Annotated in this window: 12 protein-coding genes; 8 read left to right on the top strand and 4 right to left on the bottom strand. The window is 43.8% G+C overall.

Translation table 11 applies throughout. From position 1 onward, the window contains the following. From ACFCTO_RS11760 to ACFCTO_RS11780, 5 genes are all read left to right on the top strand, one after another. A partial coding sequence (locus tag ACFCTO_RS11760) for a hypothetical protein (protein ID WP_499876940.1) occupies window positions 1-631 on the top strand: 631 nt, incomplete at its 5' end. Further along, on the top strand, window positions 628-2,193 hold the full coding sequence (locus ACFCTO_RS11765) for a recombinase family protein (protein WP_499876941.1): 1,566 nt from the start codon (window positions 628-630) through the stop codon (window positions 2,191-2,193). The genes ACFCTO_RS11760 and ACFCTO_RS11765, both read left to right, overlap by 4 nt. A gap of 777 nt (window positions 2,194-2,970) precedes the next feature. Continuing rightward, window positions 2,971-3,189 (top strand): transposase, encoded by a 219-nt coding sequence (locus ACFCTO_RS11770; RefSeq protein ID WP_499876942.1) that lies wholly within the window; start codon window positions 2,971-2,973, stop codon window positions 3,187-3,189. Between the two features lie 93 nt (window positions 3,190-3,282). Beyond that, window positions 3,283-3,465: an ESPR domain-containing protein gene (locus ACFCTO_RS11775; protein WP_349174020.1), complete on the top strand. Its 183-nt coding sequence runs from the start codon at window positions 3,283-3,285 to the stop codon at window positions 3,463-3,465. 76 nt (window positions 3,466-3,541) lie between these two features. Next, window positions 3,542-9,526 carry a YadA-like family protein gene (locus ACFCTO_RS11780; protein WP_499876943.1) on the top strand — a complete coding sequence of 1,995 codons (5,985 nt, stop codon included), beginning with the start codon at window positions 3,542-3,544 and terminating at the stop codon, window positions 9,524-9,526. Window positions 9,527-9,773: 247 nt separating this feature from the next. Here the strand turns inward: ACFCTO_RS11780 and ACFCTO_RS11785 are convergent, their stop codons facing one another. Further along, complete coding sequence (locus tag ACFCTO_RS11785) at window positions 9,774-10,298, bottom strand: hypothetical protein (RefSeq protein ID WP_499876944.1); 525 nt, start codon at window positions 10,296-10,298, stop codon at window positions 9,774-9,776. 157 nt (window positions 10,299-10,455) lie between these two features. Between ACFCTO_RS11785 and ACFCTO_RS11790 the strand changes: the two genes are divergently transcribed. Continuing rightward, entirely contained in the window at window positions 10,456-11,451 is a 996-nt protein-coding gene (locus tag ACFCTO_RS11790) for an IS30 family transposase (RefSeq protein ID WP_499876945.1), read from the top strand. Window positions 11,452-11,667: 216 nt separating this feature from the next. After that, window positions 11,668-12,084 (top strand): class I SAM-dependent methyltransferase, encoded by a 417-nt coding sequence (locus ACFCTO_RS11795; RefSeq protein ID WP_296822522.1) that lies wholly within the window; start codon window positions 11,668-11,670, stop codon window positions 12,082-12,084. Window positions 12,085-12,186: 102 nt separating this feature from the next. Here ACFCTO_RS11795 and ACFCTO_RS11800 read toward each other — a convergent pair whose 3' ends face one another. From ACFCTO_RS11800 to ACFCTO_RS11810, 3 genes are all read right to left on the bottom strand, one after another. After that, complete coding sequence (locus tag ACFCTO_RS11800) at window positions 12,187-13,563, bottom strand: DUF389 domain-containing protein (RefSeq protein ID WP_296822377.1); 1,377 nt, start codon at window positions 13,561-13,563, stop codon at window positions 12,187-12,189. Between the two features lie 249 nt (window positions 13,564-13,812). Next, window positions 13,813-14,658, bottom strand: coding sequence for an IS3 family transposase (locus ACFCTO_RS11805; RefSeq protein ID WP_296822379.1), 846 nt, complete (start codon window positions 14,656-14,658; stop codon window positions 13,813-13,815). Continuing rightward, window positions 14,639-14,989 carry a transposase gene (locus tag ACFCTO_RS11810; RefSeq protein WP_026385707.1) on the bottom strand — a complete coding sequence of 117 codons (351 nt, stop codon included), beginning with the start codon at window positions 14,987-14,989 and terminating at the stop codon, window positions 14,639-14,641. The genes ACFCTO_RS11805 and ACFCTO_RS11810 overlap by 20 nt, the downstream gene beginning before the upstream one ends. A gap of 487 nt (window positions 14,990-15,476) precedes the next feature. Here ACFCTO_RS11810 and ACFCTO_RS11815 point away from each other — a divergent pair, with 487 nt between their 5' ends. Continuing rightward, window positions 15,477-15,956, top strand: coding sequence for an amidase domain-containing protein (locus ACFCTO_RS11815; RefSeq protein ID WP_278726086.1), 480 nt, complete (start codon window positions 15,477-15,479; stop codon window positions 15,954-15,956). The last annotated feature ends 259 nt before the right edge of the window (window positions 15,957-16,215 follow it).

Here is a 16,215-nt window from a genome sequence, read left to right on the forward strand (position 1 = left end):
TTTGAATTGTTTGTTGAACTTCGTCATACTAAGGCCCCCTATATATACTTTTATTGTATCACTTTATGGAAAACCTCAGTTTGACTTGTCCTATTTATATGCTAGCACCAGTGCGCTTGAAATGGCAATTTTTGATAAGACTGAGTTTTTACAGAGGGTAGAGAAAATAGTGGTGCCGGCTTATCATTCCTTGCTATTTTACTTAAAGGACGGCAAGGTTATTAAGCAGCCATGGAAATCGACAGCGTTAAAGGATATGTGGACGGAGAAACGGAAGGAACAAGTGCAGCAAAGAATGGTCCAATACCGTAAAAGTGGACTGTCCAGCCGTTATAGTGCCTTTTCAGAACGTATCTTTTGCCCGGCTTGTGATGTGAAATTTGTCCGTTGTTTGGAAACACGTAAAAATAGAAGAGTAGCGTATTGGCGGAGTCGGAACAAACATAAATGTGTCCACACTAGCGGCATCCAAGAAGATTGGCTGAAAAAAACAGCGGCAGCCCTTCTTGGCGAATCTACATTTGATGAGCAAAAATTTCGGGAACAGGTGGAATGGATTGAGGTTCAGAAGAATCGGACCCTGTTGTTCCGGTTTTATTCTGGAGAAAATAAAGAGGTGCAATTGCCATGAAAAAAGTGCAGGTCATACCAGCTACACTACAGAATTACACAGAAAAACCTATTCATAGCCAGAAAAAGAGAAGGGTCGCCGGGTATGCACGCGTTTCAACCGACCGGGATGAACAGCTTACAAGTTATGAAGCACAGGTTGACTATTATACAAATTATATAAAGGGACGCAGCGACTGGGAATTCGCTGGGATGTACACGGATGAAGGAATTTCAGCGACAAATACCTTGCATAGGGAAGGCTTTAAAAGTATGATTCGTGATGCAATGGATGGCAGAATTGACCTTATCATTACGAAATCGGTCAGCCGTTTTGCGCGGAATACGGTGGATAGCTTGACAATCGTACGTAAGTTGAGAGATAACGGGGTCGAAATCTACTTTGAAAAAGAAAACATCTGGACACTAGACGCCAAAGGTGAACTTCTTATTACTATTATGAGTTCCCTAGCACAGGAGGAAAGTAGGAGTATATCAGAAAATGTCACTTGGGGACATCGGAAACGGTTTGCTGATGGGAGGGTCAGTTTGGCATTCAGTCATTTTCTTGGTTATGACAGGGGAGCGGACGGCAATCTGGTAGTGAATAAAGAGCAGGCAGAAACAGTAAAACTGATTTATCGTTTATATCTTAGCGGGTACACCTTTCATTCTATTGCAAAGAAATTGACAGAGCAAAAGATTCCAACACCTGCGAGGTGCAAAATATGGAGACCCAACACGGTGCGAAGTATTCTCATGAATGAAAAGTACAAAGGTGATGCGTTGCTTCAAAAGAAATTTACGGTGGACTTTCTTACGAAAAAAAGTAAGAGGAACGAAGGGGAAGTACCGCAATATTATGTGCAAAATAACCATGAGGCTATTATCAGTCCACAGGTATTTGACTTGGTACAGGAAGAGATGCGGAAGAGAAAAAATAGTAAAATTCGTCATAGCGGTATCTCCATTTTCTCCAGCAAAATCAAATGTGGACAGTGCGGCAGTTGGTACGGAGCCAAAGTTTGGCACTCGACTGATAAATACCGCCAGACCGTATATCGCTGTAATGATAAGTTCAAGAGACATTGTAAGACGCCACATCTGACTGAAAATGAGATAGAAAATATATTTGTCCGAGCAGTCAATCAACTTATCAAGAATAAAGATGAGATCCTTAGCAATATTATTCTGTTAAAGATTCGCCTAGTTGATACTACAGATTTGGAAAAGAAACGAAACGCATTAGAATTCAATATGAATCTGTTAGCAGAACGGGTTCAGCAACTCATCTCCGAAAATGCTTGCTTGACACAGGATCAAGTGCAATATAACCAAGAGTACAGCGAGCTAGTTAACCGCTATGAAAAAATAAAAATAAAGTATGACCAGATTTGCGATACCATGAAACAGCGTACAAGTAGGGGCCAGCAGCTAGAAAGATTTATTGAAAATTTACAGAAACAGGAATTTATTAGCATTTTTGATAAAAGACTGTGGTGCAGTTTGGTAGATTTCATTACTGTAAATGAGAGAGATGATATTTGGGTGACTTTTAAAGATGGCACAGAAATCAAAGCATAAATGGATATTTGGAAATGCAAGAGAGAAACGACATGACTTTCCGGGAAAACGGAGTACAGTATGTTAATGTACAGCATTCATATATTATTATTAACATAAGCTTCACAGTTGATACCCCGCTGATTTATCTTTATTAGTAATCCGCGAAATAAAAATAGCATGAACTCATTCCGTTTTGTATAATAAAAGTAACGAAAATCTACAACACAAACGGAAGGCTTATGCCATGAATATTGTACAATATCATCACTCATGTGAAGTATCATCTTCCAAGATTTGTCAATTCTTTGCCGAATTCCATGTCAGCCAGTTCTTGCGAAACTACAATGTCTACAAGATGTGCGGCTTTGCGGTCATGACCGCAAAGCGCGTCCGAGGTAGTGTTTCAGAGGCGGTTCTTCTACCAACGGAAGAAGGATGCGTCAGAGCCTATCCCGTTTGAGAGAGATACGTTCTACCATTTCAATGGACTCCTGGATACGACCAACATCCAGAAGGCCAATCGCACCAATGACGGGCGAAGACCGTAGGAACATCCTCATCATCGACAACGACTCCTTGCTTAAACGCAACAGCCCAAGAAAGTGGAATTGCTGGCCCGCGTCTACGACTATGTCAGTGGCACGTTCCTGAAAGTCTTCCGTATACTCACGTTTGGTTGGAGCGATGGGAATACCTTCCTGCTGCTCCGCCACTGCCTGCTGTCCTCTTTGTCGAAGCAGCAGCAATTGTGAGGCGCGTCAGCTGATATCTACCCGTACAGCAATGGTGGCAAGCATGCAGCGCAAGCTAGCACAGTGCAAAGCTCCAGAGGTTATTCTAACACTGTTGGAAGAGGCTCGTGAGGCAGGTGTCTCTGTCCAGCACGTCCTGTTCGGCTCATGGTTCTGCTCACCGGCATCGCTACACCAGATTCACGAGCTTGGCTACGACGTCATCGCGTATGTCAAGATTACTAAATATTTTTTAATCAATTATAGCTTTATAAAAAAATAAATAATCTAGAGGAATGCATTGTTTAGGAAGTAAAATGATGTTAAAATAAGAAAAAATGCACCGTATAAAGTTTAAATCTATTAAAGGTGCTGAGTGTTATTTTATGCTATTTTTAATATAAAGGAGGCGATTAGATTGAATAGAATTTACAAGGTTATATTCAATCGTGCAAAAGGGCAGTACCAGGTTGTTTCAGAATTAGCAAAAAATGGCGGGAAAACGTCGGGTAATTCTCTATTAAGAACAATTATTAAATCGGGGGGGGGTACTGACTAGTACCGTATTAACAGCTGTGCTTGTATTTGGAAGTGCACTTTATGGTAGCGCTGAAGTTGTTCATGACGGTGATATTTTGAATGCCGGAACTAACATTTCTGTAACTAAAGACGACACAACAAAGACAATCACAATATCCACTGATGGGATCGCAACCAGTGCAGAAGTGGATGCAGTAAAAACAGACGTACAAAATAACCAAACAGCTATTGCTGCCAATACGGACAAAATTGCGGATAACAGCACAGAGATCGCTAACAATAAGATTGGAATCAATCAAAATTCCAATGACATCCAGCAAAACAAGACGGATATTGCGGCGAATAAAAATGCGATTACAGCCAAGACAGGAAAAATCAACAATAATACGGCTGATATTACAGAGCTAAAAAATGTGAATTCTGCTTTGGGCTTGGATAAAACAAAACCGGGAATAAAGTATTTCCGTGCCAATTCCACAGGAGAGGACGCTGCAGCTGCGGGCAAAGATGCTGTTGCCATTGGTGTCAGTGCAAAAGCAAACGGCAAAGATTCTGTGGCTCTGGGCGATGCTGCTCGTTCTGCTTCATCTGCTGAAAACAGTATTGCCATTGGCCGAAAAGCTGTCAGCGGATCTTTTAACGGTATGATGGCTGATGGCGACGGTTCTACTGTGGTTATAGGCGGAGGCAAAGCAAGCATATCCATCGGTGATGCAGCCAATGCTCGGGGAAACTCTTCGATTGCACTGGGGGATGGAGCGACGGTCTATAATGATGGGACCAATGCTCAGCTCAACGATAACAGCATGGCAATTGGAACTAAGGCTAGTACGGTTGCTTCGAATCATGCAATTGCGATGGGCAACAATGCTGCTGTGACGCAAAACAGTCATAGTGCTGTAGCGATTGGAGACAGCGCAAAGGCTGAGGCGGAAGGCGCACTGGCTCTGGGCAAAAGTACGGCTGCTTCTGGAGCTGACAGCATTGCGGTTGGAACAGAGGCAGCAGCGAGTGGAGCAGATGCCTTGGCTATGGGTAAGAGTGCGCAAGCCAGTGGGGCAGATGCCGTTGCTATTGGGAACGGAGCTGTTGCTGGGAGCAGTGCTTCTGTGGTTTTGGGCAAAGATGCCAGTGCAAATGCTGTCCGGTCTGTCGTACTTGGCCCTAATGCAGGGGTCGGTATGGTAGGGGATGTATTAGGGGCGAAAGGCTCCCATGTAGTCATCGGAGACGGGGCCGGCAACAATATTGACGGACAGCAGAACATTGCAATTGGCTACAAAACGGGAAATGATGTTAAAAGCGATCATAATGTTGCCATTGGTTCTGAAGCCGGGACCAATATCGGATCAGGTGGAAACACATCTGAAGGGAAAAATGTTTCTATTGGATATCATGCCAATAAAAACGATTCAGCTGTATCTCGAATCCAGTCTACCGCTCTGGGCAGTGAGACAAAAGCTGCCGATGACGCTGTAGCCGTAGGGTATCAGGCGCAGGCGAATGGGAATGGATCTACGGCAGTTGGGTTTAACGCCCAGGCTGCAGACGCAGCCAGTGTGGCTTTAGGACAGGGAGCACAGGCTTCTGGTGGGAATGTTGCTATCGGCAATGATTCCGTAGCGAATGCCGCTATGATCAGTGGGAACGGATATCTGACAGGCCAAGCGGCACCTAAGACGGCTGTTTCAGTCGGCAGTGCATCGGCTTTGCGCCGCATCACCAACGTTGCTGACGGGGCACTGGACCAGGATGCCGTCACTGTGGCACAGCTCAAAAAATCAATCGACGCTACGGTAGCTCAGGTCAATGCGAATGTTTCTTCGGCAACGGCAAGTGGGGTATATTATGATACGGTCACTTCTGGAGATGGAGACAGTATTACCCTTCGTAATAATGACAATAAGGGAACGAAAATCCACAATGTTGCGGCAGGGACACTGGGGACTGATGCAGCGAATGTAGCTCAGGTCAATAAGATCGTTGATACGGCAAAAACACATTACTACTCTGTAAAATCTGCCAATCTGAATAATTATGACAACGATTTGGCTACGGGTGAAGACTCTATGGCAGCTGGCGTCAGTGCAAAAGCTTTAGGGGACAGGAGTGTTGCGCTGGGGAATAATACAGAAGCGCAGAGTCTTGGCAGTATCACTGTGGGAGCCGGCTATGAAGATCCGGATAACCCGGGCAGCCTGAAACAGACTCTAGCCATCAGCGGTTATCAATATAACACGGCAATCGGGGCTGGCGCTCAGGCTGCCGGAAATGATTCACTGGCTATAGGGACTTTGGCAACCTCCTCTATAAAAAATGGCGGAAGCAGCGTAGATAAAGCTATTGCCATTGGCTATTCTGCTGGCGTTTCTGATGACAAAGCCATCGCCATCGGCAGCGATGCCAAGAGCAACAGCAAAAGTGCTTCCGCTATTGGTGATACGGCTCAGGCACTGGCAGAAAATGCTCTCGCAGTGGGGACAAATGCACAGGCAGAAGGTGTTTCTTCTGGGGCAATCGGTACCAAAAACAGGGTCACTGGAGCAAATACATATGTTTTGGGCAGCCAGAACAGTACGGCTGCAACAGGTACAGCTGCTGATGTAAGTGCTTCGAATTCGGGGATCTTTGGGAATGAAAACCGAATGGAAGGGGACAGCAATCGTATTGTCGGGAATCAAAACGTACTGAAAATGGAATCCCTTTCCAATAATTCTTCCAACCCGAAAGATTTTAAAAATATTTTTGTGACGGGTAACCAGAATACGGTTACGGGCGATCCGGATACAAGCACAGCAGGCGATGCAGGCAGCGTATCTGATATTACTGTTACAGGTTCAAAAAATACCATCCAGGCAAAAAACCAGAAAAACAGGAATCTGACGGATATCCAGATCGTGGGAAACCAGAATACCGTTGATGCCACGGCTCAAAACACGGATTTGTCCAATACCCAGATTCTGGGGAGCCATGTAACGGCAACCTTGGGAAATTCCGTCTATCTTGGCAGCAATTCGGCTTATGTTGTATCGGGAGCTACTACAAAAGGAATGGATGTATATAACAGCAACGGGACATATCAGTACGCCGGGGGAACCCCTGCAGGTATTGTCACGGTGGGCTCTGCAGGGAAGGAACGACGGATCCAGAATGTTGCAGCTGGACTGGTCAGTGCAAAGAGTACTGATGCGGTAAATGGCAGCCAGCTTTACACCATGACCCGACCTCTGCGGTTTGCCGGAGATAATTCGACCATTGGCAATACTTCAGAAGCAGATGTCAATGTGCTCCATCGCGGTTCTGACCAGGCTATGTCCCTTTTGGGCGGTGCTGACAGCAACAATTTAAGCGATAATAATATCGGAGTGGTTGCCAATTCAGCCAATAATACGATGACCGTAAAACTGGCAAAAGATGTAACTGGCCTGAATAGTGTTACATCGAAAACGGTAAACGCTGAGACGGTAAAAGCCGGCGATACGACTATCACCAATCAGGGTATGACCATAGCTGGAGGACCTTCTGTAACGAAAGACGGAATCAATGCGAACGGCACGAAAATAACCAATGTAGCTGCTGGTACCGCAGATACAGACGCTGTCAACGTCAGTCAGTTGACGAAACAGTCTGCTGATTTAACGGAAAAAGGGTTCGGATTAAAGGATCAGGATGGGAATATCGTCCACAAACCTCTGGGAGAGGATATTGAAGTTACCGGGGACGGCAAAAATATTTCTACGAAAGTGGAAAACGGAACGATGAAAGTGGTCCTGAATGATAATCTGAACGTGAATAGTGTGACGACCACAGACGCAGACGGAAATCAGACTGTGACGCAGGGGAGCGGTATGACTGTCACGGATAAAGACGGGAATAAGACGACGATTAATGCCAGCGGTATTACGATTACTCCGAAAAATCCGGCAGCCGGGACTTCTCTAGTTTCTTTGACAGAAAAAGGGCTGGATAACGGTGGCAATCAGATTCACAATGTGGCGGCAGGCACGGCTGGAACGGATGCAGTGAATGTCAGCCAGTTGAAAGATGAAATTGCCAAGAACGCCACTAAATTGGTAGACGGAAAAAATACGACCGTTACAGGCAAAGGCACAACGGAAGATCCGTACAAGGTCAATGTCAATGACAACCTGAATCTGGGTGAAAAAGGTGAACATGGCATAGACGGTTCCATCGGTGTGGCGGGTAAAGATGGTTCATCCGTCATAATCAATGGCAAAGATGGCTCTATCGGTATGAATGGTAAAGACGGCAAAGACGGGCTTACCATGAAATCGGCAAAGGGCCAGGATGGCGTGGCTGGTACTAATGGTGCCAATGGGATGACCCGGATTGTCTACGAAGATGATACACACGTTACTCATGAGGTCGCTACGCTCGATGATGGACTGAAGTTTGCTGGAAATACAGGTTCTGTAGCCAAAAAACTGAACAGTACCATGACCATCAAAGGAAATGGTACCAAAGCAGATACAGAATATGATGCTTCTAACATCAAGACTGTAGTGGATGCAAATGGAGATCTGGTCATCGGACTGGACAAGAATCTGAAGGCAGATACTGTTACCGTGGGCGGCCAGGGCAAAGACGGCGCTGATGGCATCAATGGGGCTATTGGTGTAAAAGGTGCCGATGGCAAAGATGGGGTTACCATTTCTTCTATAGGTAAAGACGGAAACAATGGTACCGATGGTCATATTGGCATCAATGGCAAGGATGGTGCTTCTGCTGACATCCATGTTGTAAAAGGTGTGAATGGAGTAGACGGCACGGATGGCTATAATGGCACGGATGGTATTGATCGGATCGTCTATGAAGATCACAATGGGAATACCCAGACGGTCGCCACTATGAACGACGGAATGAAATATGGCGGCGACGTAGGGAATGTAATCAGTAAAAAACTCAATGGGCAAGTGAATGTAGTTGGGGGCATTACGGATTCTTCTAAACTGTCAACGGAAGACAATATCGGAGTGGTATCTGATGGAAGTGATAACCTGAAAGTGCGGCTTTCAAAAGATTTGAAAGGACTGGATTCGGTTACTACGAAGACTGTTACAGCAGACACTGGGAATATCACGACGGTAAATGCCAGCACTGTCAACGTTGGAGACACCACCATAACGACGGGAGGGATGACAATCCAAAACGGTTCCGCAGGTCAGGATGTTACGCTCAATAAAGATGGGTTGAATAATGGTGGAAATAAGATCACCAACGTAGCTCCTGGAGATATTTCATCGACCAGTACGGATGCTGTAAATGGAAGCCAGTTGTACCGTGCGGAAAACCGGATCAGTCAATTGGGAGATCGAGTGAACCGTGTTGGGGCAGGTGCCGCGGCTCTGGCAGGATTGCACCCATTGGATTTCGATCCAGATGACAAATGGGATTTTGCTGCAGGGTATGGGAATTATAAAGATGCTCATGCAGTCGCTATCGGAGCATATTATCGTCCTAACGAAGATACGATGTTTAGTGTAGGCGGGTCCTTCAGTGGAGGAGAGAATATGGTAAATGTTGGTGTCAGCTGGAAATTTGGGCAGAAGAGCCACATCTCCCGTTCACGTGTTTCCATGGCTAAAGATATGTTGGCTATGAAGAATCAGATTGAAACGCTGACAAAAAAATTGGCAGCCTATGAATCGGGTCAGCCTGCCAAATTGGTTCCTACAGCAACCGGAACTATGATCTTCCCAGATGTACCGGAAAATCATTGGGCTTATGAGTATGTTAAGAACTTAGCGGAACGAGGTTATCTGAAAGGATATCCGGATGGAGAATTTAAAGGCGATAGAGCGATGACACGTTATGAATACGCAGCCATTATTTACAGGGCTTTACAAAATGGAGCGCCTTCGGATGGTAACATGACCCGTTCTGTAGATGACTTTGGTCCTGAATTGGTTAAAGTGCAGAATATCGATCGTTTCCGCGTAGACCGAATTTCCGGTAAAGATAATGATCGGCATAAGGTGGAACGTGTACGGGTAAATGATAAAGATGATAAAGCCCAAAATGTGTACCGTGATGTTTACGGAAACCATATTCAAAAGTAGGGCACAGTAGATAAGAAGTATAAAAGCGCCAGTTGCTCGAAAGGAGTGACTGACGCTTTTATATTAGTGTTGAATATAAAGTTGGGCTTGAAGATGGGTTACCAGTAGAAGTGTATAAGTATATAAAATATAGTTTTTTTATGATAGTGTTGATAGATGATATCTGGGAAAATTTTAAATTCTGATTGCAGTTCGACTTTTTTATTCATCATCACTTGGTTAATTTAATAGTTGGTGCATATTACAATTATAAGCCACCAACACGGTTTAGAATATATTGGTCATTATTTTTGATTAAAATATAGAACTCAGATTTGCTATTTACCCATAGGCCTTCATTTTTTCCATTACCTGCAATCCAAGCCGGAGCTATGGTTTTTACTGAATATGATACATCATAATAGTGATTGTCTGTCTTACTGGTATCGTTTATTGGACCATTAATTCGATTAATTTTATAATCAAAAATTTGATTTTTAGTGAATAATCTCTCAGATTTATAATAGTCAAATTCTTGGATTAGTATTTTGTTAACAATTTCTTTTTCTGATAATCCCTCTACGTCTGATATTGCTATGTGATTATATTGAACCTTTTCGGATGGTATGGATTTATACGAATAGAATAATAAATATACAACTCCTATTAGTGTAATCACTATAGTTTTTGTTTCTATTTTCTTAGCCTTAATGCATTTATAGATGGTAATAATTATCACAAGAAAAGTGATGATATATAATAAAAACAAAGAATCACTTATAAATATAATCATTTTTAATATCACCTATTTTCGAAAAGCACAATAGAATTAAAGAGATGGATTTACAATCTAAGTGCAACAGCTCCTAGACAACCAAACTAAAATGACACATAGACTTCTTTGCTATAATGATGTTTGAAAAGAACTACCTATAACAAAAGGAGAGCCTATGTGCCACTACACACATCTTACACCATTTGAGCGAGAAAAGATACTCTTTTTTCTTGCTGAGGGCAAATCCATCACGGAGATCGTCCATCTGCTGAACCGGAGCAAGTCGACCATCTCGCGTGAGCTTCGCCGCAATGCGGCTCCAGCTGGCCAACCTATGTCGTACTGCCCGTTGACTGCACATGCACTCTACAAGCAACGCAGAGAAGCCTGTCGCCCTCATAAGCGCTTGGCGTATGCGCCACTGCACGCTTACATCCAAACTTGTATCTTGGAGTACCACTGGTCGCCAGAGGAGATTGTCGGACAGATCCAGTTGGAGCATGGCTGCCGTCTCGTCAGTGTTCCAACAATCTACCGTGCTATCCACGCAGGCCTGCTGAACCCGCCAGGGGCTTCAGCGAAGTTCGTACTTCGGAAACTACGGCATCACGGGAAACGGCGTCACAAGAAAGGCAACGAAGAACATCGTGGCAAGTTCGTCATATCGCATCTCATCGAAGATCGTCCTGCCAGTGCAGCGAACCGTTCCGTCCGTGGCTACTGGGAAGCGGATACCGTGGTGGGCAAGCAAGGAAGGGCATGCCTCGTCATACTAGTGGACCGGAAGAGCCGGTACTTGCTTGGCGGAAAAGCCATGAGCAAGACCGCTGCTGCAGTCAACAAGGTGATGTGTGAGGCGCTCTCGGGGCAGCCGCATCTGTCGGTTACGCCGGATCGAGGAAAGGAATTCTCGAAACATGCTCAGCTCAGAAAGGAGTTGAAACGTGTGACGTTCTACTTTCCTGCTCCGCACCATCCATGGGAGCGCGGGACCAATGAAAATACCAATGGGCTTCTACGGGAGTTCTTCCCGAAGGGCAAAGACCTCACAGATACGCCAGAGGATTACATCCAACAGAAATACCATGAGCTGAACTTGCGCCCCAGAAAGTGCCTTGGCTACAAAACACCATATGAGGTCTATTTCTCAAAGGTGTTGCACTTAGCTTGACAATTCGCCGATTAAAATAAAAAACGCAAGTTTTTAGAGAACAGTGGAATAGATGAGTTATTTTTTACATCGATAAATATTAACTTAAGTGTAACGAAGATACGCCAATACAATCAAATTATATCATGAATTGTATATAGATGATAGATGTGAGTAAAATTGGGGCCTAAATATGTTTTACGGTGCCAAGGACAAATTTAGGGTTATGTTGTAGGCCTGTTCAGTTGGCAAACTTCCGTCCTTTCGGTGGCGCAGTCGCAGAAGTACAACGAAGCAGATATCATTGCTGGCAAGATGGATGTGCTTGAAGGTTCAGTCGAAGAGCTTCCGTTTGACGATGCATCCTTTGATAAAATCACGACAGTTGAAAGCTTTTATTTCTGGCCGGACCCACAGGAAAATTTGAAAGAAGTGCGTCGTGTGCTCAAACCGGGCGGAACGTTCCTCTTGATCGCCGATGTTTATAACCATGAAAACCTGGCAGAAAAAACGAAGGAAAATATCGCCAAGTATCATATGTTTAACCCGACGTTAGAAGAATATCAGCAACTCTTTACGAATGCAGGCTTCCAAGATGTTCATGTTTATACGCAAAACGGCGAAGAATGGGTCTGCGTCGAAGGACATAAATAAAAAGATATACAAGTGAATTGTTCTCTGCCTAACGAGCTTCCTCGATCGTCTTTTCTATAGCATGGGCAATGATAAATTTGCAGGCAAAGTAGCTGGAACGGTTTATTCCCAAGCAATGCCATTGCCGTAGAAACTGCTATCCTGTTCTTGCATTTGTACGATGAGCGAAACAGGGCTGTCGGTCTGTGTTTTGAGCCATTGCTGGATCTTCGCGGCATCGGTCGGGGAAAGTGGGGCCGAGACAGTGAGTTTTGCAAGAAATTGTTGTGATTGACTGCCTGATGTGCTTGCGTCCGTACTGTGGGCGGGCATGGTGCTGCCTTGGGCGGCAACAATTTGTGGAAATAGCGCAGGGAGCTGAGCATTCATAGCAACGGTGATTTGTTCATCGCTTTGCTGTGTTTGGTAGGCCGGATAATAAAGGCTCGCGAGCTCTTTATAGGATTTTCCTTTATCGTTGGCAACCAGTCCTTCGATCCGGTTCGTGATGATTTGTCGAATCTCTTTTTGACCGATGGTGTTTACATTGCCTTGCACGATGTGTAACTTGGCATCTGTCAGTTTGGAATACGACTGCATCGAGGACTGGAGTTCTGCCACCTGATCCTCGGTTAGTGGTGTTCCAATGAGATCGACCGTTAAGAGTCCATCTTTGAAGGCATACGATACGGCACTCACTTTTTCAGAGGCGACTTCTTTTGCTATAAACGTTTTGATCTGCGTATCGCGGATGTTGTCGTTGACTGTTAGATAGGCCATGTAAATGCTAGGGATGGTGATGACGATGCCCGCGATTAGGAGAATGGTCCGCTGGTATTGCATGTGGCTTTCGTTGACCGTCGTCGATGCCGGTACGCGCAGCACCTTGAAGACTAAGAATGCGGAAAGCGTGATAAAGAATGCGTTGATAAAGAACAGGTAGAGCGCGCCAAGTACGAAGGTAGAAGAATGCGTGGCGATGCCGTAGCCTGCGGTGCAAAGCGGTGGCATCAAGGCCGTGGCAATAGCAACGCCTGGAATGACATTCGTTTTTTCTTTTCGGGTGTTACCAATGGCGCCAGCGATACCGCCTGCTAGTGCGATGATAACGTCCCAGATGGTCGGGGATGTGCGCGCTAAGAGTTCGGAAGATGCATCGCTGATGGGCGAAAGAGAAAAATAAATCGCCGAGGTAATCAAGGCGAAGGAGACTTGGAAGCCAAGCTTTACCATCGAATCCTTGATAAATTGCATGTCATAGGTTGCCATTCCGTAGCCTGTTGCGACAAGGCCACCCATTAAAGGGGAAATGAGCATGGCACCGATGATGACTGCGGTGCTGTTCATATTGAGGCCGACGGACGCAATGAGGATTGCGGTGATTAGAATGACGAGATTTGCGCCTTTCACCGAAGCATCGGACGCGATCCGCTGTCGGATTTCAGAGAATGGGGCCGAGTCGCCCTTGAGGTCTAAGAGTTGTGAAAAATTGAAGTTCATAGGGATAGATCTCCTTTCTGTTAGTTCCTATCTTTCATGATAGCATATTTTTCTCCGGAAAATCATTGTTGTACAGAAAAGTCTGATAATAATAGGTAAAATAGGAATAAAAGGAGTATTCTCGAGAATTTTTATATTGGCTAATTGTATAATGAAACTGAACACATAAAAAGATCCATAGCGAATACCTTCATGTTATGATTTATAATGGGCCCCTTGTCTAGACCGCAGTAAAAATTTTTAAGCTTATTACGCGACTTCTGTTAACGACTGAGAAAAATGTGAATAATATACGGCATCCGGTGTTACATAATCAAGTGCAGCATGTGGGCGAAGCGTATTGTATTCTGTAACATACTCGCTAATTCGTTTACGAAGATCTCTTGGAGATGAAAATTCGTTGGGATAGATCAGCTCTGTCTTGAGCGAGCGGAACCAACGCTCAATCATGACGTTGTCTGCCCAACGACTCTTTCCATCCATGCTTTGGCGAATCCCAAATGCCTTTAACACATTCTTGTATTCGAGACTTGTGAATTGAGATCCTTGATCTGAATTGATGATTGCCGGCACGCCATGTTGAGAAATGGCCTCTTTGACAGCCAAGATGACTGATGATGCGTCCAGCGTATCCGACAAATAGTGTCCAACAATTTTACGACTATGCCAATCAATAATGGCTGTTAAACACATATGGCTGCGATTCATCGGTAAGTAGGTAATATCGATGGACCATACCTGATTAGGAAACCGAGCATCGTAATTGCGAAGCAAATACGGCACCACAGCCTCTTTGCTGTTTCGCTTGGACAAATTAGGCTTTGGATAAATTGCGTAGATTCCCATCTTTTGCATGAGACGCCGTACAGTCTTACGACAAATATTGTACCCATTTTCCTTGAGTTTGATAACGATCTTTCGTGATCCCATATAAGGAAACTGCGTATGGATTTTGTCTATTTGCTTCATCAGATCTTCTTGCAGGGCTTGGTATGTTGTATTTTGTGGCCTTTCTTGATAATACAGGCTCGATCGATTGATACCCAGTAGCTGACATTGCCGACGCACAGATAGGTCATGATTCTTTTTGATCATAGTCTGGGATGGGTGGAATGGGTGGAATGGGTGCTCCAGCTTGGCGAAAGCAGTCCTGAAGAAAATCACGTTCCAGGGTAAGCTGTCCAATGGTTTTCAGCATCTGATCGTTCTTTTTCTTCAGATCTTCCTCCTTCCTCTGAGCCGTTTTTCGCTCAGTGTTTGTCCCAAAGGCAAGATAGGCATTTGCCAAAAAGTCCTGTTTCCATTTTCTGACCATCATGGGATTTAGAACATGTTCTGCACTAATTTGGTTGATATCTTTTTCGCCTTGTAATACGGTCAAGACAATTTTGCTTTTGAATTCAGATGTGTATTTTCTTTTTGGCATGATGTGTTCCTCCATATTTAATTGGATTATATCATACACTTAAAAATAAATTTACTGGTCTGAATTCATGGGTCCATTATACAATCAAATTATATCATGAATTGTATATAGATGATAGATGTGAGTAAAATTGGGGCCTAAATATGTTTTACGGTGCCAAGGACAAATTTAGGGTTATGTTGTAGGCCTGTTCAGTTGGCAAACTTCCGTCCTTTTCAATTCAGATGGTGTGTCGGGGGTATCATTTTTACGGAGAAGACTGCTTTGTTATTTTCATTCAACTTAATCAATATTTGAGGCTTACCAGTTGCATCAACGATACTTCATTCAGGAATACTCCAATAACACTTGCTCACTATTCAAATTCTCCTTTCGTACCTCAAGGTACGTATAGCATTGTTAAAATCTCTGGGTAGTAGTATAACATAAGTGAAGATTCATTTCACTGCTTTTATGTTATTATTTGCATCAAAGGAGGAATGTTACTATGTCGTTCAATCGTTCAAAAGCTATTGAATATGCGCGTCAGTATTGGAACGATTATAATCCGAATTTTGAAAGCTATGCAAACGATTGTACAAATTTTGTTTCTCAATGTTGGAACTATGCAGGCATTCCTATGACTTTAACATGGCATGGTGGAAAGACTATTTGGGAAGGACATCCGGGAGTAGCTAATACTAATAGCTGGGTTAGTGTACCAGATTTTTATGACTACATGGTTAACAATGAAATTGCTACAGTAAAATGGAGTAGCACAGAAGTTAACATTGGCGATGTTATACAATTTTGGAACCCCGGTGATGAGGCGTGGACTCACGCTGGTATTATAACAAATCTAGACACCCCCTATGGAATTACATATGCCGGACATACTGATGATCATTTTCAAAGGCCACTAAGTGATGTATACCCGGATTCTTATACTGAGGTACGCTTTTTATGCCCAATAGACACTATTGATTAAGTACTCATGCTATGGGAAAATAGGTTAGAAGCGAATGATATAGGGGTGCGATAATTTTAAAATAAGGATTATACGCTGAATATAAGTGTATGATCCTTATTTTTATGAAATTAATAAAGTTAACTGCAATATTTTCAAAATTAAGATTTTGGTCCTATGTCAAGTTTGAGTACAAATTAAATTGAGGTTTCTATCAATCAGTTATCCAGCAATCAAAGCTGCCTTTTTCTTGTAGTTTGCATATAATTTTTCATAGTCA

Origin of the sequence: Megasphaera indica (assembly GCF_046614755.1) — a bacterium.
GTDB lineage: Bacteria > Bacillota > Negativicutes > Veillonellales > Megasphaeraceae > Megasphaera > Megasphaera intestinihominis.

What these genes read in the sequence shown, in the direction of transcription:
- ACFCTO_RS11765 (WP_499876941.1), top strand. Translation starts at nt 628, where the DNA reads ATGAAAAAAGTGCAGGTCATACCAGCTACACTACAGAATTACACAGAA.
- ACFCTO_RS11770 (WP_499876942.1), top strand. Translation starts at nt 2,971, where the DNA reads ATGCAGCGCAAGCTAGCACAGTGCAAAGCTCCAGAGGTTATTCTAACA.
- ACFCTO_RS11785 (WP_499876944.1), bottom strand. Translation starts at nt 10,298, where the DNA reads ATGATTATATTTATAAGTGATTCTTTGTTTTTATTATATATCATCACT.
- ACFCTO_RS11790 (WP_499876945.1), top strand. Translation starts at nt 10,456, where the DNA reads ATGTGCCACTACACACATCTTACACCATTTGAGCGAGAAAAGATACTC.
- ACFCTO_RS11800 (WP_296822377.1), bottom strand. Translation starts at nt 13,563, where the DNA reads ATGAACTTCAATTTTTCACAACTCTTAGACCTCAAGGGCGACTCGGCC.
- ACFCTO_RS11805 (WP_296822379.1), bottom strand. Translation starts at nt 14,658, where the DNA reads ATGATCAAAAAGAATCATGACCTATCTGTGCGTCGGCAATGTCAGCTA.
- ACFCTO_RS11810 (WP_026385707.1), bottom strand. Translation starts at nt 14,989, where the DNA reads ATGCCAAAAAGAAAATACACATCTGAATTCAAAAGCAAAATTGTCTTG.
- ACFCTO_RS11815 (WP_278726086.1), top strand. Translation starts at nt 15,477, where the DNA reads ATGTCGTTCAATCGTTCAAAAGCTATTGAATATGCGCGTCAGTATTGG.